Consider the following 21,068-nt stretch of genomic DNA (forward strand, 5'->3'; position numbering starts at 1 on the left):
AATCATCATGGCATTCGAGTGATTCGCAGACTCGTTTACCCTGTTTTACTTACTGTTTCTTCACCACGTCGGTTTCTGCATCACACTCAGCGGCGTTGTTTATCAAAGCGAATCTGCGACAGCAGCGAATCAAGCGCGCTGCGCTCCGATTTATCGATATGCGCCCCGTTGGGACCAACGTCAAAGTCCGCATCGTCCTCGTCGCTGATCCGGCCAGCTTGCGCCTTGGCCTGCGCCGCTTGCGCCAGACGCCAGGTCATCGCCTCGTCTGCCAGATCTTCGAGATCCTCCTCGGCCTCGCTCAACTCTGCCTGCCACCCCTTGTGCGCTTCCATCTTGGCCAGTTCTTCGGCCACCGTCATGCGTGACATTTCGGCATCTCCGGGGCGGCGGATGCAGGGCACCACGGACAGATGGCGCGCGGAGAGCAACGTTTCAAGAGACTCGATGCCAATAGCGTCCTCGACACGGCTGCGCATCTGATCTTCTGTCCCGATGCACCGCAGGATCACGTCCCGGATCACGCTGCTTTGCGGGTCCGTGCAGGGCATGGCTTCGAGCTGGCTTTCGAATTCCGCCGCGATTTCCGGGGACGACAAGATGGCCGCAAGGACCACCGACTCGCGCATTTGAAACTCCGCTTTGTCACCGGCCGAGACCAGAAGCGAGCTTTTGGCCCCCGCCGAGGCCGGCGGCGGCGCACGCCAGTCACGGCGGGTCCAGTTGCCTTGCCGTTGCCCACGTCCGCCATTTGTTTGCCCGCCCCGCCGGGCACGGAACAGCTCAAAACGCAGTTCCTTGATCTCTTCGCCGTAGTGATGCCGCAACGAGGGGTCCTGAATCCGGGCGATGCGGGCGCGCAGCGTCTTGTCCAACCCGGCCTTGCGCTCCGGACTGTCAAAGACCTTGTCTTCGGTTTCCTGCCGCCAAAGCAGCTGCACCATGGGCATGGCACTGTCGAGCACACGCTTTACAGCGTCCGGCCCTTCGGCGCGCAGCAGATCGTCAGGATCCTTGCCGTCAGGCATGATCGCAAAGCGCAGCCCCTTGCCCGCCTCCAGCAGCGGCAAAGCGAGGTCAATGACCCGATAGGCTGCGCGCAGGCCCGCCTTGTCTCCGTCGAGCGCAATGATCGGCTCGTCGCTGAGCCGCCACATCAGCTGCAACTGCGGCTCCGTCACCGCCGTACCGAGCGGCGCAACCGATGCGCCAAACCCCGCCTCGCTGAGCGCGATGACGTCCATGTATCCCTCGGCCACGACCAACGGCTGCCCCTTGCCCGAGGCCTCGCGGGCAGGCCGCAGATTGTAGAGATTTCGCGATTTGTCGAAGAGTTCGGTTTCCGGCGAATTCAGGTACTTGGCATTGTCGTTCGGATCCATGGCCCGCCCGCCAAAGGCGATTGCCTTGCCGCGCCCGTCGCGGATCGGGAACATGATCCTGTCGCGAAACACATCGTAGGGTTCGCGCCCCTTGTCGGACGTCTTGACCAATCCGGCGGCCAGCATCAGTTCCATAGGCACGCCTTTGGCCTTCAACGCCTCGCGCAGATTTTCCCATCCGCCGGGCGCATACCCGATCTCGAACCGATCCAGCGCGCCCTGATCGAGGCCGCGTTTGGTGAGGTAGCGCCGCGCCTCCTCGGCCACACCGCGCTGCAGCTGCAGGCGAAAGAAGCGCACGGCCTGCTCCATGACATCAGCCAGAAGCGTGCGGCGGTCTGCTTTTTCCTGGGTTTTCGGGTCCTGTTTGGGCACCTCCATCCCGGCCTCTTGGGCAAGGATTTCAATGGCTTCCATAAAGCCAACGTTCTCCGTTTCGCGGACGAAGGAGATGGCATCGCCCTTGGCCTGGCAACCAAAGCAATAGTAGTATCCCTTCCGGTCATCCACATGAAATGACGCGGATTTTTCCTGATGGAAGGGGCACGGCGCCCACATGTCACCCTTGCCCTGATTGGATTTGCGGCTGTCCCACAGCACCTTGCGCCCGGCCACCTGGGCCATGCTGGTGCGGTTTCGCAGTTCGTCCAAAAATCCGGGGGGTAGGCTCATGGGGACCTATATTGGCTCAGACAGCGCCCGAGTCCAGATCACAGAGCAGATTGTCCACAGGGAAAATGGTTCAGCGGGCAAGCCGCGCTCACATCGCCTCACATTGCTGGCGATACGCGTCCTTGATCTCGGCGACCTGATCGTCCGGCACGCCGTAGACAAAATCGACAAGCATATCGGCGGCGGTGCGACCGTATTCACTGCGCAATTCACGGCGGGTCTTGCCCTTGCTCTGTCCCGCTTCGCGCGCGTCGACCGCCTTTGAAACAACGACCAACTGCGCATCACAGTCGGCCACGGCCTCCTGCGCGAAAGCCGGGCTGGCAAGGGTGAGGCAAAGCAGGCTCGCAAAAGACAAACGCATGAAAATTCTCCGGTCCGGTTTGCGCTTACATAGTTTGCGCCTTTCAACTCGGCAACCGCGTCCGGCAACCAAACACCGATGGAGCAGCGAGCAACAGACAACAGGGCCACCTCTGGCAGCCCTGTTTACTCTGCGAAACGCAACACGATGGATGCAGGAGACCTTTCGTCAGGCCCGGTCCATCCGAAATGGTTCCGGATCAGGCGTCGCTCCACACGATCTTCGGAGCGAAACGTGGACGCGTGAATCCGTAGTTGTAGAAGAGGCTATCGGTATTCAAGCCTGGCACCTCGAACGGCGGTTTGTACATCGTCGCGGTTTCAACCACGATGACCCGTTCGTTGTGAAGCAGATTTGGCAGTTTCTCATGCATCGAACCCAGGTCCTGTGTCGTGAGGTTGGTGAAATCGCCGCGTGTCTGGGTCCACTCAGAAATATACTTGTCCTGATTGGCGTTGTAGCGCACCAATGTGACCCGCAAAGAATACGGCCCTTCCGAGCGCGTCAGATACGACAAAAGATCCACCATCCCGTCGAGGTAAGCATTGTCGATCGGATCGGTCTCACGCGATAGCGCATCGGAGATCGTATAGGCGGCCTTCACGTTCAGGCTCTTGTAGCGAAATGCATCATGCAGGGAGAACGTGGCCGCCAGTATCCCCAGGATCAATGGCATCCAGATCAGAGTCTCGATGGTGACGTTTCCGGCTTCGTCGCGGCGAAAGCGCCGCAGGTTGGATAGAACAGTCGCAAGCATGGTCTTACCTCGGTTCCTGGACGAAGGCAGAGGTCACCACGATCTGGGCGTAACCTTCCGCGTCCTTGTTGAGTTCCTTGCCGATCGACGTGGTCGGCAACATGGGCTTGTACTTGAGGCAAGCCCGGATCAGCATCAGATCGTTGTCCTGTCCGGCCACGAAGTTCCGAACCGGACGGGGATCTTGCGCGGCATTTTGGCAATCGGCGTCATTCGGTGCGCCGGACAGATCACGCGGGGCAACTTGAACCATTTCCAGCCGCAGGTTGCTTTCGCAGTCATCCAGGACCGCCGCCTTGGAGCAGATCATTCCCCGCACATCGGTATAGCTGGGAACATGCCCGGTGCTGAGCCGGATTTCCCGTGTCGCCAGATCTACCCCACGCTCCAGCATGGCATGGCGCAGGTTGATGTAGGCGATCTCCACCCCCGCCGCGAGGATAAGGAAGAATACGGTGAAGTAGAGCGCGAATTCGACGGTGCTGTTGCCATCTTCGTCGCGGCGGAACCGGGCAAGGTGCTTCGTAATACAGGCAATCATTGGATCAACCTCAGGCTGTTGATTTGACGCGCAATCGCATGGAAGGTCTCGGTGATTTCGACCCCGTTGACGTCAAAGAAATGGGATTCGGAAGAGGCGCAGTCCTTCAGAGCGGCCTTGCCGCCGGACGGGGCTTCAAAGGCAATCGAGAAGATGACGATCCCCTCGTCCTTGGCAGACGAGCAGATATTATGCAGCCGGTTGTCAGCACGGTAACCGTTCACGATGCTTTCGTAACCGTAGTAGACATCGTTGTACTGCCCCGAGGAAACCCAGTTGTCATAATAGGGTTTGAGATAGAACTTGCGTGCGACAGCCTTGGTGCCAAAACGCCCGAACAGCTCCGCGTTGGTCATCTGCCGGGCAGAACTGCCACCGTCCGGCGAGCCGCGATACCGGTCGTTGTAACCGTAGTTCTTATAGCGGTCCCAATACCAGACATCGTTGCTTGTTCCGCTCCAGTCACGGACCCGCATGGAGAACCGGTCGTCAGATGGATTGTTGTTGCCACGATCGTCGATCCAAACGTTCGAAAGACCGTACTTGAGGTGATACTTGAGGTCGTATTCGGTGGTGTTTTCGCCGTCAGTCATGACCACGACGAACTTGATCGCCTCCGGATCATCATAGGCAGCAGGGCGGTCCGCCGCTTCGACCGGCACCAAGCCATCAGCCGCCGCAGCAGCGACTGCGGGATTGGCCGCCGGGTCAAGAAGCGCCACGCCCCATTTGACTCCGAGGTCGATGGCCGTGTTGCCGCCAGCCTGAAGCGCATTGACTTGCGACTTGAGCAGGGTTGCGTTGGCGCTGTGCATCGTGACTGCGCCGTCGTTGCCGGTGGCACACCATGGCGAGGGCAGTTCGGTCGTGTTCTCATCGGTGGAATACAGATCGAAATGCGCCAGACGGGTCAGTTCGTCGGACGGGCTGATCGCCGATTGGTAAAAGTCATTGTCATCGAAGATCACGCAGTTCGAGTAGTCGTGCAGCGTGTCGAGCGTCCAGTACGAAGCCACCTGGTCACCGAGGTTGACCGTCGCGTTGTAGGGCACCAGCGACACAGTGGTCAGACCGGAGCCCTCGTCTACCGGGCGGATCACGGTGTCGATGAATTCGGTTGCCGCGTCGCGCATGTTTGCGATCCGCGATCCCCCCATCGAACCGGAGATGTCGAGTACCAAAGAGATTTCAACATTCGAAATCTTTTCTTCCGCAACGCTGCGGGCCGGCGCGGTCAAGGTGTCGAAACCGGACATCTTCATGAAGAAGGTTTTGAGATCGACCGACCCGTTCGCCGTCACTGTTCTGTGATTGAGTCCGCTGTCGACTTCCACCGTCGCCAGTGCAGACTCAAGCCCGGCCTTGAACATGTAATCCTGAACCACGGCGACCGGGTCCTGTTGTTGATCAAGGTCGGCCGCGGCCAGAACGGCCCGGTCCATTGTGCTCTGCATCTTGGCCCGGGTTGCCTCGAAGCGCATGATGTCAATCGACGCACCCGTGATGATCAGAGTAAGCATAACCATGAAGACCGAGAAGATCGTGACATTGCCGTCTTCGTCCCCCGCGACGGCAGCGACCAAAGCATCTGTCCGTTTCATAACGTGATTTCCTCTTTTCCATCCCCTCACTCGCAGCGGGGTTAAATGGTTAATGAATTGTGAATCGGTCAGGATTTGGGCGCGAATTGGACTCGCTTCGCCCGATTCACGCAATTCCAGAGGCTTTCCACTCAAGCCAAGGCATCCATTTTCGGCTATTTCGGATAGCGACCTATCCGAAAGATTATGTCTGACGATTTCGGTGCTGCGCGGCCTCATATCGGGTCAACCCGCGCGATGGACCGAGTCGGTGCCGGGCGTTTCATCTCGGCCCCGCCAAGGCGTGTGACGGTTGCCTGGCAACTCTCCGGCCGAGTACGGGCGTCCGGTCCTGCGGTCCGAGGGGCCACAGAACCAGGCTCGAAAGCCGACTGAGCCTGTTCCTCGGCCAGATGCCGGGCGTACCTGGGAAATCGCCAAAACCGCGCGCGGCAGACCGGGCAGCGCCGTCTCCTCTTGTGTGGTCGAACGCGCTGCCGTCCGATTGCTGTACCGTCTTCTGCCCCCAAGAAGCACGGGAGTCGTCTGGCATAGCCATGCATGTCCAGTGTCCCTTTTGTTCCTGTCTCCGCACACAACGGCGCTGCGGATCAGTTAACGCTAGTGAAGAAAGCGGTCGCCAAACCGTCCGAAATTGTGGCCGGATTTAGAACTTCCCGTCCGATTTTTCACAAAACCGCATGCGCTTTGGGTCGATTCCCAACTTAACCGCCCGCCGCGAACGCCGGATTCAGCGCAGGGAACCCTGAACTCAACCTATTGATATAATGAAATTTAAAAGCCCCGTCCCAAACCGGATGGGGCAATCTCAACCGGGGTTGTCCGCCCCATACCGCAAAGCCGTGCAACTTTGGGCAACTGCGGGCCCACACGCTTTTGGGGACCCGCCAACACCCACGCATTTAATTCTCAACCAAAGTGTGAAGGCAACGTGACCGGATGCTGGATCAGGAAACACCACCCCCTCTGCGACAAAGACTGTTTGATGAATGGAGAGTTTCCACAACGGCTGTGCCGGGAGCGCCGTGGCGCGGCAAATCCCACCCGGCGTACCGGAAGGGATGCTTTGGTGTGGGATTACAGGCCTTTGGCCCGATAGCTCGCCGCCACGCGTTCAATGGCAACGATATAGGCCGCTGTCCGGAGGTCTTTGACTTCTGGCCGCCCGTGCCACACCTCCCGCATCGCCTGATAGGCGATACGCATGGTGTCATCGAGCCCCGACCGAACCAGTTCGAGCTCATCGGCCCCGCGCAGGTACTTTTCCTTGAAACTCGGCGCGAGGTCCCATGTATCGCCCAGCGCTGCGTCGAGCCGTTCCAACTCATCGACAACCAGCTGATGCCGGGACTCTTCCTGACGCCTCTGCATCCGGCCAAAGCGGATATGGCTGAGGTTCTTGACCCATTCGAAGTAAGAGACGGTCACCCCCCCGGCGTTGGCGAACATGTCAGGAATGATGACAACGCCCTTGTCTCGCAGGATCTCGTCCGCACCCGCCGTTACCGGACCATTGGCGGCCTCGATGATCAGCGGCGCCTTGATCGAATGCGCATTCGACAGGTTGATCACCCCTTCCAGAGCCGCCGGGATCAGAATGTCGCATTCGGCCTCAAGAACGCTGTGCCCCTCGGCCGTGTGGGTGGCATCGGGATAGCCGGTCACCCCGCCATGTCGAACGATCCAGTCGCGGACCGCCTCGACGTCCAGCCCGCGTTCATCAAGCAACGCGCCGTCGTGTTCGATGATCCCGATGATCTTGGCCCCGTCCTCGTCGCGCAGGAACTTGGCTGCGTGAAACCCGACGTTGCCCAGCCCCTGCACGATGACACGTTTGCCGTCTAGCGTGCCGGACAGACCCGCGGCGGCCTTGTCATCAGCATACCGAAAGAACTCGCGCAGGGCGTATTGCACACCGCGACCGGTCGCCTCCACGCGCCCATGGATACCACCCGCATTGAGCGGCTTGCCGGTGACACAGGCCCGGGCATTGATGTCCGTCGTATTCATCCGGGCATACTGGTCGGCGATCCAGGCCATCTCGCGCTCGCCGGTCCCCATATCGGGCGCCGGAACGTTTTGCGACGGGTGGATCAAGTCCCGCTTGGCCAGCTCATAGGCAAACCGCCGGGTGATCTGTTCCAGCTCGTGCTCGTCATAAAGGCGCGGATCGACGCAGAGCCCGCCCTTGGAACCACCAAACGGCGCTTCGACGAGCGCGCATTTATATGTCATCAGCGCCGCGAGCGCCTCGACCTCGTCCTGGTTCACGGCAAGGGCGTAGCGGATCCCCCCCTTCACCGGCTCCATATGCTCCGAATGCACCGAGCGATATCCGGTGAATGTCTGGATCTTGCCGCGCAGCCGCACCCCGAAGCGCACCGTATAGGTGGCATTGCAAACGCGGATTTTCTCCTCGAGACCGGGCGGAAGATCCATCAGCGCCACGGCTCGATTGTACATCAGATCGACGGATTGGCGGAATGTCGGCTCATTCGACGGCACTGCGGACATGGTGGGTTCTCCTCCTGTGCACACGGCAGGCCCAAGGTTCAGACTCAGCCACGCGCGCCCCTGTTGCACCCCGACCCTAACAAGGGCGTCGGCAGGACCCAAACATCTTTTCGCCCAATTCACCGCGCGATTCTGCACCTGCATTCTTTCCAATGCGCGGGTCTGTGCAGGTCTATGAAACAAAGTCGCAAATGCGGCGGAGATTGTTCTCAAATTTCCATAAAATTAAGGGAAATTACCGATCAAATCGCCCCATTTTGGCCCCGTTCTGAAAGCATAAATTCCCCAATCGCAACGTGTGCAGTGTGGCTTACACCCGAACAATCTTCGGGGGGAAGGTAACGAAATGAATATGGTTTTGAGCGCGTTCAATCGCCTGAAAGAATATCCCGGTCAAATCAGCGCTTCTCCGACCAATGGCTGGTTGGGACGCTTCTGGGCCGAAGAGCGCGGCAGCATGTCTTACTTCGCCGTCGTAGGCGCCTTGGTCATGATGGTCTTCGGCGGCATCGGCATCGACATGATCTATGCCGAGCTCAAACGCAACAAGGTGCAAAACACGCTTGACCGCGCCGTGCTCGCCGCCGCGAACGTCAAGAACGAAATGGACCCGACCGAAACGGTGCAAACCTACTTTGCGGCGATGAACATGTCCGACGCGTTGCAGGGCGTCACCGTCACTCAGGACGCCAACAATCGCCAGGTCACGGCGACTGGCAAGGTCACGATGCCCTCGCACCTGATGGGGCTGATCGGTGTCGATACGCTGACTGCCGAAGGTCTTGCCACGGCATTGAACGGCGTCGGCAACGTCGAGATTTCGCTGGTTCTGGACATCTCTGGCTCGATGAGCGGCACCAAGATCGGGCAGCTCAAGGAAGCGGCGAAGTCGTTCATCGACACGTTGCTGCCGGCGGACAATGTCGACCCACTCGTGTCGATCTCGCTGGTTCCGTACAATGCGACCGTGAACCTCGGCCCGGACCTGGCCTCCTATTTCAACATCGAAGACGCCCAGCCGTTCTCGCATTGTGTGACGTTTGATGCCTCGGATTATAACACGACCGCCATCAACACCATTGATCAGCTGACACAGATCGGTCATTTCGACCCCTTCGATGGCGGCATCGCGGCCTCGAACTTCTGGTGTCCGATGGGCAACAAGTCCCGGATCGTGCCGCACAGCTCCAATCCCGAGTACCTCAAGAGCCAGATCGACGCCCTGGAAGCGGGCGGCAACACCGCCATCGACCTTGGCGTGAAGTGGGGCGCATCGCTGCTCGACCCGTCCGCAAGGCCGATCCTCGACGAGATGGTCAGTTCCGGCCAGATCGAAGCCACAACCACGCCGCGCCCTGCCGCCTTTGATGACAGCGAGACGATGAAGTTCATCGTGGTCATGACCGACGGGGAAAACACCTCGCAGTTCGACCTGAAGGACAATCGAAAGTATGGCCTCTCCAATGTCTGGGTCGACGACCACGGCACGGCGGACCTGTCCGACGACCGCTATTCCATCAAGGTCGTGGATCGCTATGGCAGCAACAACGATGTCTATCTCTGGACGCACAAGAAGAACAGCGACCCGAACAATGCCTTCAGGAACTCGATCTACAGCTGGGTCCTCGATGATGTGCTCTATGACGTGACGGCGACCGTCGGGAACCTGACCGGAAACGCGGATCCGAGCGCCTCGGCCTACGCCAACGCAAACTGCAATGCCTCGTTCAAGACCTGCACGGCTTCCGATCTTTACCCGATGACCCAGGGCGGCGGACCACGCCAGATGACCAACGCCGAATTGTACGCCCGAATGAAGACACCTGCTTTCGGCAACGAATACTACTGGTTCGCCTACACCAAGGGCAAAGTGAGCTATGACCAGTACCTCGACGCCTACTACGCCTACGAAACCATCCAGAATGGCACAACGGCGGACGCATACCTCTCCACGGTCTGCTCCGCCGCCAAGGAACAGGGCGTGGTGGTCTATGCAATCGGCGTCGAGGCCCCGCAGCGTGGCCGGAACGCCATGCGGGACTGCGCAACCTCTCCCGCCCATTACTACGATGTCAACGGCAGCGACCTGAACGAGACGTTCTCGACCATTGCCCGTACCCTTCAGACCCTGAGGCTGATCCAATGATTGCTTGTGTAAAGAATACCCTCGCCCGTTTCCGCCGGGAAGAAAGCGGATCCATGGTTGTTCCCTTCGCTCTCTGGACGCCTGTCTTTCTCGGACTGATCCTGTCATCCATCGAGCTTGGCACCGTGACCATCCGACAGACGGCTCTGGAACGGGCCCTGGACGACGCCGTTCGGGATCTGCGCCTCGACAGCACCTCGGTCGCCTCACACGACGACCTGAAGAACAAGATCTGCCAGTCCGCCGCCGTGCTGCCCGCCTGCACCGATATGCTGCGTCTCGAAATGGTCCGACTCGACATGCGCAACTGGCAAGCTCCGGAGACCGTCGCCGACTGCGTAGATGTGAGCGAGCCGGTCAATCCGGTGCGGAGCTACTACAAGGGTGGCGAGCAGGAAATGATGCTGCTGCGCGCCTGCTACAAGTATCAGCCGATCACGCCGGCAGGCACGCTCAGTTCGAGCCTGGCCAAGGACGAGGCGGGCTATACCGCCATCGTCTCCTCCACCGCCTTCGTCAACGAACCCAGCTAAGGAGAGGACCTATGGATCTCAAAACACCCGCCCGTCTTCTCAAGCGCTTTCGCCGTGACGAAGAAGGATATGTCACCCTCGAAGCGCTCATCGTCATGCCGGTGCTGCTGTGGCTCTTTGCCGCCTGCTGGGTCTATTTCGATGCATTTCGTCAGCAGTCGGTGAACCAGAAAGCAAACTTCGTGATTTCCGACATGCTGTCGCGCGAAACCGATGAGATCGACGGCAGCTATGTCGACAACACTTACGCGCTGCTGAACGTGTTGACGCAGGCCAATGGCACGGGCACCGCGCTGCGCCTGACCTTGGTCACATACAACGGCGACACGGACCATTGGGACTTTGTCTGGTCCGATTCCCGCGGCGACATCGGCGCGCTCGGCTCCGGGGACATGCAGAACTACCAGGACCGCCTGCCCTCCGGTATTGCCGGGGACCAGCTGATCCTCGTGGAGAACTGGGACGATCACAATCCTGTCTTCAAGATCGGCCTCGATGCCTTCACGATCACCGCCTACAGCTTCACGCGTCCGCGCTACTCGCCGAAGATGGTGATCGCCGGGCTTGACTGACCGGGACACGACACCCGAAAGACCAGGCCCCCGGACATGCTCCGGGAGTCAGTCGTTCTTGCCGGCGGCCTCTTCGGCCCGCTGCACAAGGCGCAGGGTCATGATGTCGGCAACCGGTTTGGTGGCGCCGCCGGATGTGACACCGCCGATGGCCACGCGTTTGCCGGTCCGCCACCACAGGCCCGGACGCCATGCACGCGGCGCCGGCTCCTTGAGAAGCACAAGGAACCCGTTCGACGGCTTCAAGGCAAAGGGCGAGCGGTCCACCTTTGCAATGTTGTCCATCAGCGCCAGCACCGTGCCGGTGTCTTCGAAAAGCCCGTCTTCCGTCAGGATCAGGGTGATGCCCGTGGCCTTCCACATCATCTGCGACGCCCAAAGCGCCACAAGGCCGCACAGCAACAACACCCCCTGCCACAGCACACTGTTCATCGGCGTTGCGAGCGCCACGTAGAGCAGCAACCCGCCCAGCCCCAGCAGAGCGCCCACGCCAATCATGCGCCGCGGCGCCGAGGCGCTGATCCGCGCCAGTTCGTTCTGCTCCATACCCATCCCCTGTTGGTGTCTGACTTGCCTTTACCGCGTCTTCGGGTGAATTTGAAACCGCTTCGTCACATGCTGTGGCGCAACCCGTCCGACAAAGGCCGCGCCCATGCCTGAACGTGCCTTCGACACCCCCTTCGGCCGAATGACCGTGGTCGCGGAAAACGATGCGATCATTCGCGTCATGTGGCGCGATGGTGCAAGGGACAAAACACCTGTACTTCTGGAGGCCGAAGCCCAGATTGCCGCCTACTCCGCGCATCGTCTGTTGGCCTTTGAGCTGCCGATGCACATCAAGGCCAGCCCATTTCAGCAGCGTGTTTGCGAAGCCATGCAAGCGATCCCCTTAGGCGAGACACGGCAGTACGGCGATCTCGCCGGCGACCTCGGCGTGTCTGCGCAGGCCATCGGACAGGCCTGCGGCGGCAATCCGATTCCCATCCTCATCCCGTGTCATCGGGTCTTGGCCGCCACCGGCCTCGGTGGATTTTCCGGCGGAACCGGGATCGAGACCAAGGTGCAGCTGCTGCGACACGAAGGCGCCGCGTCCTTGCTGATCTGACCGCTCTAGACCTGAGCCGCAGGGTCAGTCCCGTCGCGGATCGCGCGGATAGACCCCGAGAATTTCCAGAACGGACGTAAAGTAATCCAGTTCCTCCAGCGCGCGTTTGACAGCGGGATCATCCGGATGCCCTTCGATGTCGGCATAGAACTGCGTTGCGGTGAAGGACCCGCTCACCATGTAGCTTTCCAGCTTGGTCATGTTGACGCCGTTGGTGGCAAACCCGCCCATCGCCTTGTAGAGCGCCGCTGGAATGTTGCGCACCTGAAACACGAAGGTGGTCATCATGCCATGCTCGCCCCGACGCGACAGATCCGCCGCCTTGCCCATGATCAGGAACCGTGTTGTGTTGTGGGCGTGGTCCTCGATGTGCCGGGCCAGAATCTGCAGACCATGCGTCTCTGCCGCCATGTCGGATGCCAGAACGCCCTCGTCCCGCGCGCCGGATTGTGCCAGTTCAGCCGCCGCCCCGGCGCTGTCCGCAGCCGCCTCTCCGCGTATGCCATATTGCGACAGAAAGCTCGCCGCCTGCGGCAAAAGCACCAGATGGGCGCGGACTTTCCTGAGATCCTCGATCTGCACCCCCGGCATCGCCATCAGGCTGATGTGGACCCGCACGAAGGCCTCGTCGACGATGCGCAATCCACTCTCGGGAAGCAGCCGGTGAATGTCCGCGACCCGGCCATAGGTGGTGTTCTCGACCGGCAGCATGGCCAGCTCCGCCACTCCGGAGCGCACCGCCTCGATCACATCTTCGAAGGTCTTGCAGGGCAGCGCCTCCATATCCGGGCGCGCCTCCGCACAGGCCTGATGAGAATAGGCGCCAAGCTCGCCCTGAAAGGCTATGCGTTTGGTCATGGACATGCTCCCCAAGCAGAAATCCCGGCATCGGGCGATTGGTCGCGGCTTCTATACCTTGCCATGTGCGAAGGGAAGCCGTAGATACCCGCCGAACCAAGTTTCAGACGAACAGGGCTTCTCATGCTTGATACGATGACTTTCACAAAAATCGTGGGCGGGGTCTGCGGCACATTTCTGGTGTTCCTGCTGGGCAAATGGGGCGCTGAAGCGCTTTATCACACCGGCGGTGGCCACGGCGGCGAGCAGACGGCGTCCTATGTGATCGAGGTTGCTGACACCGGCTCCGCCGAACCGGAGGAAACCGTGGACTTTGCAACCCTGCTTGCCTCGGCCGACCCGGCAAAAGGCGAAAAGGTGTTCGGCAAGTGCCGGGCCTGCCACAAGATCGACGGCACCGACGCAACCGGTCCGCACCTCAACGGTGTCGTGGGTCGTGAAATCGACTCTGTCGCGGGCTTTGGCTACTCCGGTGCGCTTGAGCAGGTTGGTGATGTTTGGACCCCGGAGCACCTGAACACCTTCCTGACCAGCCCCAAGAGCGCCGCACCCGGAACCACCATGGGCTTCAACGGGCTGCCGAAGGACACAGACCGCGCGAACCTGATCGCCTATCTCCAGACGCTGGAAGGCTGATCTTCGCTCGTAGCCGATTTTTTGAGGGCCGCACCTTCCCGGGTGTGGCCTTTTTTCGTGCAATTTGTCGTCATCGGGGTTGTCACACACGCGCCGCGCCGCAACTCTCACGTTTACGCAATCTCAACTTGATCAATGCAAGGCTAGACCCAATAACATGGTTAACAGGCCGGAATTGGCAGACAACAAACAGGGAGAGCACATGGATCGGACCCGAGCCCGCAGCCAGAGCATCAGCCAGACCAAGTCCCGACCAACCGGCATGAAACTCACAAGCCTTGCGCTCGGCGCGCTGGTGTTGGCCTTTGCCGCGACTTTTGCTTCCGCGCAGGACGACGTCATTTCGGCGCATGGCGTGTCGACATTCGGCGATCTCAAATACGACGCCGACTTCAGCCATTTCGACTACGTGAACCCGGACGCGCCCAAGGGCGGCGAGTTCTCGACCTGGACCTCCGGCACGTTCGACAGCCTGACCCCGTTCATCATCAAAGGCAACGCAGCCGCAGGAGCCACTGTCTTCTACGACTCGCTGATGACCGGCAACCTCGAAGAGCCGGACGCCATGTACGGCCTTGTCGCCGAAAGCCTCGAATATCCGGAAAACCGCGAGTGGGTCATCTTCCACATGCGCCCCGAGGCCAAGTTCAGCGATGGCTCCCAGGTCACGGCCCACGATGTGGTCTTCTCCTATGAAACCCTCGTGGAGCAGGGGCGTCCTAGCTACAGGCTCGCCTACAAGGACTTCACAAAGGTCGAGGCGCTGGACGACTTCACTGTCAAGTTCACGTTTGACCCTGACGGTCCGCTGCGCGAACTTCTGATGACGGCAGGCACCATTCCGATCCTGTCCGAGGCCTATTACGAAACCGTCGATTTCACCGAAAGCAGTCTTGAGCCGCCACTCGGCTCTGGCCCGTATCTGCTCGACAAGATCGAGCCTGGCACGTCCGTCAGCTATCGCCTGCGTGACGACTACTGGGCCAAGGATCTGCCCGTGAACATCGGCCAAAACAACTTCGAGATCCTCAAGTTCGAGTACTTCGCCGACTACACAACCGCGTTCGAGGCCTTCAAGGGCGGCGCCTATTTGTTCCGTGAGGAATACAGCTCCAAGGTCTGGGGCACCGGGTATGATTTTCCAGCGTTGAACGACGGCTACGTCATCAAGGAGGACCTGCCGGATGGGCGTCCCGCTGGCACGCAGGGCTTTTGGTTCAACCTGCGCCGCGACAAGTTCAGCGATCCACGTGTGCGCGAAGCGATCGGCATGGCCTTCAACTTTGAGTGGTCGAACGAAAGCCTGTTCTACGGCCTCTATGAGCGGACGGACAGCTTTTGGGAAAACTCCCGAACCCTGCAAGCGAGCGGCATGCCGACCGAAGCAGAGCTCGCCCTGCTCGAACCATTGCGTGAGCACTTCCCGGAGAGCGTCTTTACCGAAGAGGCCTTCGTTCCGGCCACGTCCAGCGCCGATGAACTCGCCGACCGCCGCACTCTGCGCCGCGCGGGGCGGCTTCTGGAAGAGGCAGGCTGGATCGTTGGGGACGACGGCATCCGCTACAAGGACGGACAGAAACTGACGCTTGAAGTGCTCAACGACAGCCCGAGCTTTGACCGTATCATCAACCCCTACATCGAGAACCTCAAGCGCCTCGGCATTGACGCGGTTCTCAACCGGGTCGATCCGGCGGAAAGCCAGGAACGCGAAAAGAACTTCGACTATGACATGGTGACCCAGCGTTTCGCGATGTCGCAAACCCCCGGTGATGAGCTGCGCCAGATCTTTGGATCGGATTCGGTCAACGCGCCCGGGACCGCGAATGTCGCGGGCCTGCAGAACGAAGGTGTCGACAAGCTGATCCGCATCATCGCCGACGCTCAGAGCCGCGAAGAACTCGACGTTGCCGTGCGCGCGCTGGACCGGGTTCTGCGCGCCATGCACATCTGGGTGCCGCAATGGTACAAGGGTGTGCACAACATCGCTTATCGCGACGTGTTCGGCCGCCCCTACGCCGACAACCCGCCGCCGCTGTCGATGGGGGAAACCTCCATCTGGTGGTGGGATGAAGACAAGGCACAGCGTCTTCGCGATGCAGGGGCGCTTTAATCCGCCATGGGCGCATATATCCTAAGACGCATTCTGCTCATCATTCCGACCTTGATCGGGATCATGATCATCAACTTTGCCCTCGTCCAGTTCGTCCCCGGCGGACCGATCGAACAGATCATGGCGCAGATCGAGGGCGAAGGGGACGTGTTCCAGGGCATCGCGGGCGGGGGCGGAGAAGTGGCCTCCGCCGGCGAGGAAGGCGTGGGCCGACGCGGTCTGCCGCCGGAGTTCATTGCCCAGCTCGAAAAGGAGTTCGGCTTTGACAAGCCGCCGCTCGAACGCTTTCTGAACATGATGTGGAACTACATGACGCTCGATTTCGGAGAGAGCTACTTTCGTTCGATCAGCGTGATCGACCTCGTTCTGGAAAAGATGCCGGTTTCGATCAGCCTTGGCCTGTGGTCCACACTGATCGCCTATCTCATCTCGATTCCGCTTGGCATCCGAAAAGCCGTCAAGGATGGCAGCAGCTTTGACACATGGACCTCCGGCGCGATCATCGTGGCCTATGCGATCCCCGGGTTCCTGTTCGCCATCCTGCTGCTTGTGCTCTTTGCCGGTGGCAGTTACTGGCAGATCTTCCCGCTCCGGGGGCTGACGTCAGACAATTTCGATGAGCTGAGCCTGATCGGCAAGATCGGTGATTACTTCTGGCATATCACCCTGCCCGTCATCGCCTCGACGATCTCGGCCTTTGCCACACTGACCCTGCTGACCAAGAACAGCTTCCTTGACGAAATCAAGAAGCATTATGTCATCACCGCCCGCGCCAAGGGCCTGAGCGAAAGCCGTGTCCTCTATGGTCATATCTTCCGCAACGCGATGCTGATCGTGATTGCCGGCTTCCCGGCGGTCTTTGTCGGCGTGTTCTTTGGCAGCTCGCTGATCATCGAAACCATCTTCTCGCTCGACGGTCTCGGGCGGCTCGGGTTCGAGGCAGCCGTAGCGCGTGATTATCCGGTGATCTTCGGCACGCTTTTCATCTTTGGCATGATCGGGCTGCTGGTGAACATCCTGTCCGACCTGATGTATGTCTTCGTCGATCCGCGCATCGACTTTGAAAAGCGGGAGGGCTGAGGCATGTCTCTTGAACCAGCTCCCCATCACGATGGTATCCGGGCGCAGCCCGAACCCGGCGCACCGCCAGTTCCGCAGACCCGCGGTCGTTTCACCCTCTCTCCATTGAACAAACGCCGCTGGCGGAATTTTCGCCGCAATGGACGCGCCTTCTGGTCGCTCTGGATCTTTCTGGTCTTGTTCGTGTTGTCGCTCTTTGCGGAGTTCATCGCGAACGACAAACCGATCCTCGTCAACTATCGGGGCGCGCATTTCACCCCGATCTTCAGCTTCTATCCGGAGACAGCCTTTGGCGGCGATTTCCGGACAGAGGCGGCATACCGCGATCCCGAAGTGCGCTGCCTGATCCGGACCGGTGGTCTTGAAGAGTGCTTCGACGAGCCCGAGGCGCTGATCGAGGCGGTGGACAACGGCGAAACGCTCGATGGCGATTTCAAGAAGGGCTGGATGCTCTGGCCGGTTGTTCCCTACAGCTACAACACCCCCGTCGACCGCCCCGGCGCCGCGCCCCTGCCGCCGAACGGGCAAAACTGGCTTGGCACTGATGACACCAAACGGGACGTTCTGGCTCGGGTGATCTATGGCTTCCGGCTGTCGATCCTCTTCACGTTGATTGTCACGGTGTGTGCCTCCATCCTCGGCATCGTCGCCGGCGCGTTGCAGGGCTTCTTTGGCGGCTGGCTCGACCTGATCTTCCAACGCCTCATTGAAATCTGGGGCGCGACTCCGTCGATCTACGTGATCATCATCCTCTTTGCGATCCTGGGACGAAGTTTCTGGCTTCTGGTCATCCTGTCGATCCTGTTTGGCTGGACGGCGCTTGTCGGTGTGGTCCGCGCCGAATTCCTGCGCGCGCGGAACCTCGAATATGTGCGCGCCGCACGGGCTCTTGGCGTGTCGAACTGGACGATCATGTTCCGACATATGCTGCCCAACGCCATGGTGGCGACGTTGACGATGCTGCCGTTCATCGTAACCGGCACGATCGCCATGCTGGCAGGCCTCGATTTTCTCGGTTTCGGTCTGCCTTCCTCCGCTCCGAGCCTCGGCGAGCTGACCCTGCAGGCCAAGCAGAACCTGCAGGCACCATGGCTTGCCTTCACCGCCTTCATCGTCTTTGCGGTGATGCTCTCCCTGCTCGTCTTCATCTTCGAAGGCGTGCGCGATGCGTTCGATCCGCGAAAGACCTTCTCATGAGCAATATCCTCGAAGTGAAGGACCTCAAGGTCACGTTCCGACAGAACGGGCAAAGCAACATGGCTGTCAAAGGCGTCAGCTTTCACGTCGCGCGCGGCGAGACGGTCGCACTTGTCGGGGAGAGCGGCTCGGGCAAGTCGGTTACTGCGTTGTCGACTGTCTCGCTGCTGGGCGATGCCGCGCATGTCGAGGGGTCTGTCGTCTACGAAGGGCAACAAATGATCGGCGCTGCGGACACGCTCCTGCGCAAGGTTCGCGGCAATGACATCAGCTTTATTTTCCAGGAGCCGATGACCTCGCTCAACCCGCTGCACACGCTGGAAAAGCAGCTGGCCGAAAGCCTCCTGCTGCATCAGGGGCTGAGCGGCGACAAAGCGCGAACCCGGATCATCGATCTGCTCAACAAGGTCGGCATCCGCGATCCCGAAAGCCGCCTGTCCTCCTATCCGCACCAGCTGTCCGGCGGGCAGCGGCAGCGTGTCATGATCGCCATGGCGCTCGCCAATGGGCCGGACCTGTTGATCGCGGACGAGCCGACCACGGCGCTCGACGTGACGATCCAGGCGCAGATCCTGCAGCTGCTTGCCGACCTGAAGGACGCGGAGTCCATGAGCCTGCTGTTCATCACCCATGATCTGACCATCGTGCGCAAATTCGCCGACCGGGTCTGCGTGATGAAGGATGGCGAGATCGTCGAACAGGGGCCGACGCAGGAAATCTTCGAGAATCCACGGCACGCCTATACGCAGATGCTGTTGTCGGCCGAAAGCACCGGCCTGCCTGAGCCGGTGGCGGAAGGCGCGGAAGAGATCGCGCGGACCGATCATCTGAAAATCTGGTTTCCGATCCAGAAGGGCCTGCTCAAACGCACGGTCGGTTATGTAAAGGCGGTCAATGACGCAAGCATGTCTGTGCGCGCCGGGGAGACCGTGGGCATCGTGGGAGAGAGCGGCTCGGGCAAGACCACGCTCGCACTGGCCATCATGCGGCTGATCCAGTCGGAGGGCGGCATAACCTATCGCGGGCAGGATGTACGCCAATGGTCGACGCGCGAACTACGCCGTTTGCGCTCGGAGATGCAGATCGTTTTTCAGGACCCTTTCGGCAGCCTCAGCCCGCGCATGACCTGCGAACAGATCATCGCAGAAGGCCTTGGAGTCCACGGCTCGCCCGATGGCCGCCCCCACCGCGAGGCCGTAACAGAGGTGATGCTTGAGGTTGGCCTCGATCCGGCCACCATGCACCGCTATCCACACGAGTTTTCCGGCGGCCAGCGCCAGCGCATCGCCATCGCCCGCGCCATGGTGCTGCGCCCCCGGCTGGTTGTTCTGGACGAACCGACGAGCGCACTCGATATGACGGTGCAGGTGCAGATCGTTGATCTGCTGCGCAAACTGCAGGCCAAGCACAACCTCGCCTACCTGTTCATCAGCCACGACCTGAAGGTGGTGCGCGCCATGAGTCACAAGGTCATCGTGATGAAACAGGGCGATGTGGTCGAGGCCAGCGACGCCGCAGAGGTGTTCGCCAACCCGAAGGATGCCTACACCCGGGCGCTGTTCGATGCGGCGTTCCTTGAACCCGCCACCTGACCGGTCCTGCCGAACGCAGGGCAACGGGCTCAGATCGCGGAGCTGTGCCCGGCCTTGCTGAGATCGTAGGCATCGAAAGCCCGCGCCACCATCCGCGTCAGGGGGCGGGCATGGACGGGAACGACCAGCGCCTCATCGCTGAGGTGCAGCAGGTCTTCAAACTGCCCGGACGCATCCCGCAGCATCGCCATGAGCGCCGGGCGGGAAATCTGGAATTGCTGCAGGATTTCAGCGATGTCGATCCGGAAATCGCACATGATCATCTCGATCAAACGGCTGCGCAGCAGATCCTCGCCCTGGAAGACATGTCCACGCGCCGTCGAGAACGACCCACTCCTTATCGCGTTGGTATGGGCTGAGGTGCCCGATGCGTTTTGGGCGAACCCCTGCGGGAACCGCGAGATCGACGACGCCCCGATACCGATCAACGCCGTGGCCGTGTCGTCGGTATAGCCCTGGAAATTACGCCGCAGTTTGCCCACCTTACGCGCAATCGCCAACCCGTCCGATGGCTGCGCAAAATGGTCGATGCCAACGTCCTCGTAGCCGTCCCACAGAAACAGACGTTGCGCGGTTTCAAAAAGTGCGAGGCGCTCGGCCGGTGTCGGCAGCGACTCCGACGGGATCATCTGCTGCCGCTTGGCCATCCAAGGCACATGCGCATAGCCATAGAGCGCCACGCGATCCGGGTTGAAGCTCAGCAGCTTTTGCACCGTTTCGGTGATCCGGGCCAGCGATTGATCCGGCAGGCCGAACAGGATGTCGGCATTCAGACTGCTCACGCCGCGCTCCCGGATCAGGTCCACGGCCTGCCGCGTGATGTCAAAGCTCTGCGGGCGACCAATGGTTTCCTGGATCTGCGGATCGAAGTCCTGCACACCGATCGACGCCCGGTTCATCCCGTTCGCCGCCAGCACATCCAGTCGTGCCCCGTCCACCTCATTGGGGTCGATTTCGACGGAGAACTCGGCTCCTTCGGCGAAATCCGCAACCTCGCGGATGGCTTCGATCAAACCCTTCATCATATCCGGCGACAAAAGCGTCGGTGTGCCCCCGCCCCAGTGCAACCGCGACAATTTTACACCCTTAGGCAGATGACGGCGCAGAAGGGCCAACTCCGCCTTGAGCGTCTCGACATAGGCCTCCACCGGGCTCAGCGTGGACGTGCCCTGCGTGCGGCAGGCGCAGAACCAGCAGAGCCTGCGACAAAAAGGAATATGTAAATAAAGGGAAATTTCGCCATTCTCGGGCAACGCCTCGATCCACCGAACAAAGGTGTCAGGCCCCACCCCGCCGGCAAACTGCGGCGCGGTAGGGTAGGAGGTGTAACGCGGTACTTTCGCGTCAAAGAGGCCCAGGCGGGCGAGTTGTGTTCGCGTATCCATGCGCGTACACTTAGTGCGAGAAA

General features: G+C 60.4%; 18 protein-coding genes. 9 read left to right on the plus strand and 9 right to left on the minus strand.

The window, feature by feature from the left end:
* Positions 1–86 precede the first annotated feature (86 nt).
* From dnaG to ACN2XU_RS11715, 6 genes are all read right to left on the minus strand, one after another.
* The gene (gene dnaG / locus ACN2XU_RS11690; RefSeq protein ID WP_419410622.1) at positions 87–2,054 is read right to left on the minus strand and encodes a DNA primase; all 1,968 of its coding nucleotides are present in this window, start codon (positions 2,052–2,054) and stop codon (positions 87–89) included.
* A gap of 88 nt (positions 2,055–2,142) precedes the next feature.
* Positions 2,143–2,418, minus strand: a complete 276-nt coding sequence (locus ACN2XU_RS11695; protein ID WP_419410623.1) for a hypothetical protein — start codon at positions 2,416–2,418, stop codon at positions 2,143–2,145.
* A 199-nt stretch (positions 2,419–2,617) separates the two neighbouring features.
* Complete coding sequence (locus ACN2XU_RS11700; RefSeq protein ID WP_419410624.1) at positions 2,618–3,175, minus strand: TadE/TadG family type IV pilus assembly protein; 558 nt, start codon at positions 3,173–3,175, stop codon at positions 2,618–2,620.
* 4 nt (positions 3,176–3,179) lie between these two features.
* Positions 3,180–3,716 (minus strand): TadE/TadG family type IV pilus assembly protein, encoded by a 537-nt coding sequence (locus ACN2XU_RS11705; protein WP_419410625.1) that lies wholly within the window; start codon positions 3,714–3,716, stop codon positions 3,180–3,182.
* Entirely contained in the window at positions 3,713–5,317 is a 1,605-nt protein-coding gene (locus ACN2XU_RS11710; protein WP_419410626.1) for a pilus assembly protein TadG-related protein, read from the minus strand. Before ACN2XU_RS11710 ends, ACN2XU_RS11705 begins: the two co-directional genes overlap by 4 nt.
* Before the next feature lie 1,077 nt (positions 5,318–6,394).
* On the minus strand, positions 6,395–7,831 hold the full coding sequence (locus ACN2XU_RS11715) for a Glu/Leu/Phe/Val family dehydrogenase (protein ID WP_419410627.1): 1,437 nt from the start codon (positions 7,829–7,831) through the stop codon (positions 6,395–6,397).
* Between the two features lie 346 nt (positions 7,832–8,177).
* On the opposite strand from ACN2XU_RS11715, the gene ACN2XU_RS11720 reads away from it, so the two are divergent.
* The 3 genes from ACN2XU_RS11720 to ACN2XU_RS11730 are packed head-to-tail and all read left to right on the plus strand — an operon-like array spanning position 8,178 to position 11,082.
* On the plus strand, positions 8,178–9,977 hold the full coding sequence (locus ACN2XU_RS11720; protein WP_419410628.1) for a pilus assembly protein TadG-related protein: 1,800 nt from the start codon (positions 8,178–8,180) through the stop codon (positions 9,975–9,977).
* Positions 9,978–10,030: 53 nt separating this feature from the next.
* A complete protein-coding gene (locus tag ACN2XU_RS11725; RefSeq protein ID WP_419410629.1) occupies positions 10,031–10,510 on the plus strand; it encodes a TadE/TadG family type IV pilus assembly protein in 480 nt (159 codons plus the stop codon).
* A gap of 11 nt (positions 10,511–10,521) precedes the next feature.
* Positions 10,522–11,082 carry a TadE/TadG family type IV pilus assembly protein gene (locus ACN2XU_RS11730; protein WP_419410630.1) on the plus strand — a complete coding sequence of 187 codons (561 nt, stop codon included), beginning with the start codon at positions 10,522–10,524 and terminating at the stop codon, positions 11,080–11,082.
* Positions 11,083–11,130: 48 nt separating this feature from the next.
* Here ACN2XU_RS11730 and ACN2XU_RS11735 read toward each other — a convergent pair whose 3' ends face one another.
* A complete protein-coding gene (locus tag ACN2XU_RS11735) occupies positions 11,131–11,628 on the minus strand; it encodes a hypothetical protein (protein ID WP_419410631.1) in 498 nt (165 codons plus the stop codon).
* A 106-nt stretch (positions 11,629–11,734) separates the two neighbouring features.
* On the opposite strand from ACN2XU_RS11735, the gene ACN2XU_RS11740 reads away from it, so the two are divergent.
* Positions 11,735–12,187 (plus strand): methylated-DNA--[protein]-cysteine S-methyltransferase, encoded by a 453-nt coding sequence (locus tag ACN2XU_RS11740; protein ID WP_419410632.1) that lies wholly within the window; start codon positions 11,735–11,737, stop codon positions 12,185–12,187.
* 24 nt (positions 12,188–12,211) lie between these two features.
* Here the strand turns inward: ACN2XU_RS11740 and ACN2XU_RS11745 are convergent, their stop codons facing one another.
* Complete coding sequence (locus tag ACN2XU_RS11745) at positions 12,212–13,045, minus strand: prephenate dehydratase (protein WP_419410633.1); 834 nt, start codon at positions 13,043–13,045, stop codon at positions 12,212–12,214.
* 123 nt (positions 13,046–13,168) lie between these two features.
* Here ACN2XU_RS11745 and ACN2XU_RS11750 point away from each other — a divergent pair, with 123 nt between their 5' ends.
* From ACN2XU_RS11750 to ACN2XU_RS11770, 5 genes are all read left to right on the plus strand, one after another.
* Positions 13,169–13,681, plus strand: a complete 513-nt coding sequence (locus ACN2XU_RS11750) for a c-type cytochrome (protein WP_419410634.1) — start codon at positions 13,169–13,171, stop codon at positions 13,679–13,681.
* 202 nt (positions 13,682–13,883) lie between these two features.
* Complete coding sequence (locus ACN2XU_RS11755) at positions 13,884–15,791, plus strand: extracellular solute-binding protein (protein ID WP_419410635.1); 1,908 nt, start codon at positions 13,884–13,886, stop codon at positions 15,789–15,791.
* A gap of 6 nt (positions 15,792–15,797) precedes the next feature.
* Positions 15,798–16,871 (plus strand): microcin C ABC transporter permease YejB, encoded by a 1,074-nt coding sequence (locus tag ACN2XU_RS11760; protein WP_419410636.1) that lies wholly within the window; start codon positions 15,798–15,800, stop codon positions 16,869–16,871.
* Positions 16,872–16,874: 3 nt separating this feature from the next.
* The gene (locus tag ACN2XU_RS11765) at positions 16,875–18,068 is read left to right on the plus strand and encodes an ABC transporter permease (RefSeq protein WP_419410637.1); all 1,194 of its coding nucleotides are present in this window, start codon (positions 16,875–16,877) and stop codon (positions 18,066–18,068) included.
* Positions 18,065–19,660 (plus strand): ABC transporter ATP-binding protein, encoded by a 1,596-nt coding sequence (locus ACN2XU_RS11770; protein ID WP_419410638.1) that lies wholly within the window; start codon positions 18,065–18,067, stop codon positions 19,658–19,660. The genes ACN2XU_RS11765 and ACN2XU_RS11770 overlap by 4 nt, the downstream gene beginning before the upstream one ends.
* A 29-nt stretch (positions 19,661–19,689) precedes the next feature.
* Here the strand turns inward: ACN2XU_RS11770 and hemN are convergent, their stop codons facing one another.
* The gene (gene hemN / locus ACN2XU_RS11775; protein ID WP_419410639.1) at positions 19,690–21,045 is read right to left on the minus strand and encodes an oxygen-independent coproporphyrinogen III oxidase; all 1,356 of its coding nucleotides are present in this window, start codon (positions 21,043–21,045) and stop codon (positions 19,690–19,692) included.
* Positions 21,046–21,068: the final 23 nt, after the last annotated feature.

This window comes from Pacificoceanicola niger (genome assembly GCF_048553275.1).
Lineage (GTDB): Bacteria > Pseudomonadota > Alphaproteobacteria > Rhodobacterales > Rhodobacteraceae > Pacificoceanicola.

What these genes read in the sequence shown, in the direction of transcription:
- dnaG (WP_419410622.1), bottom strand. Translation starts at nt 2,054, where the DNA reads ATGAGCCTACCCCCCGGATTTTTGGACGAACTGCGAAACCGCACCAGC.
- ACN2XU_RS11695 (WP_419410623.1), bottom strand. Translation starts at nt 2,418, where the DNA reads ATGCGTTTGTCTTTTGCGAGCCTGCTTTGCCTCACCCTTGCCAGCCCG.
- ACN2XU_RS11700 (WP_419410624.1), bottom strand. Translation starts at nt 3,175, where the DNA reads ATGCTTGCGACTGTTCTATCCAACCTGCGGCGCTTTCGCCGCGACGAA.
- ACN2XU_RS11705 (WP_419410625.1), bottom strand. Translation starts at nt 3,716, where the DNA reads ATGATTGCCTGTATTACGAAGCACCTTGCCCGGTTCCGCCGCGACGAA.
- ACN2XU_RS11710 (WP_419410626.1), bottom strand. Translation starts at nt 5,317, where the DNA reads ATGAAACGGACAGATGCTTTGGTCGCTGCCGTCGCGGGGGACGAAGAC.
- ACN2XU_RS11715 (WP_419410627.1), bottom strand. Translation starts at nt 7,831, where the DNA reads ATGTCCGCAGTGCCGTCGAATGAGCCGACATTCCGCCAATCCGTCGAT.
- ACN2XU_RS11720 (WP_419410628.1), top strand. Translation starts at nt 8,178, where the DNA reads ATGAATATGGTTTTGAGCGCGTTCAATCGCCTGAAAGAATATCCCGGT.
- ACN2XU_RS11725 (WP_419410629.1), top strand. Translation starts at nt 10,031, where the DNA reads ATGGTTGTTCCCTTCGCTCTCTGGACGCCTGTCTTTCTCGGACTGATC.
- ACN2XU_RS11730 (WP_419410630.1), top strand. Translation starts at nt 10,522, where the DNA reads ATGGATCTCAAAACACCCGCCCGTCTTCTCAAGCGCTTTCGCCGTGAC.
- ACN2XU_RS11735 (WP_419410631.1), bottom strand. Translation starts at nt 11,628, where the DNA reads ATGGAGCAGAACGAACTGGCGCGGATCAGCGCCTCGGCGCCGCGGCGC.
- ACN2XU_RS11740 (WP_419410632.1), top strand. Translation starts at nt 11,735, where the DNA reads ATGCCTGAACGTGCCTTCGACACCCCCTTCGGCCGAATGACCGTGGTC.
- ACN2XU_RS11745 (WP_419410633.1), bottom strand. Translation starts at nt 13,045, where the DNA reads ATGACCAAACGCATAGCCTTTCAGGGCGAGCTTGGCGCCTATTCTCAT.
- ACN2XU_RS11750 (WP_419410634.1), top strand. Translation starts at nt 13,169, where the DNA reads ATGCTTGATACGATGACTTTCACAAAAATCGTGGGCGGGGTCTGCGGC.
- ACN2XU_RS11755 (WP_419410635.1), top strand. Translation starts at nt 13,884, where the DNA reads ATGGATCGGACCCGAGCCCGCAGCCAGAGCATCAGCCAGACCAAGTCC.
- ACN2XU_RS11760 (WP_419410636.1), top strand. Translation starts at nt 15,798, where the DNA reads ATGGGCGCATATATCCTAAGACGCATTCTGCTCATCATTCCGACCTTG.
- ACN2XU_RS11765 (WP_419410637.1), top strand. Translation starts at nt 16,875, where the DNA reads ATGTCTCTTGAACCAGCTCCCCATCACGATGGTATCCGGGCGCAGCCC.
- ACN2XU_RS11770 (WP_419410638.1), top strand. Translation starts at nt 18,065, where the DNA reads ATGAGCAATATCCTCGAAGTGAAGGACCTCAAGGTCACGTTCCGACAG.
- hemN (WP_419410639.1), bottom strand. Translation starts at nt 21,045, where the DNA reads ATGGATACGCGAACACAACTCGCCCGCCTGGGCCTCTTTGACGCGAAA.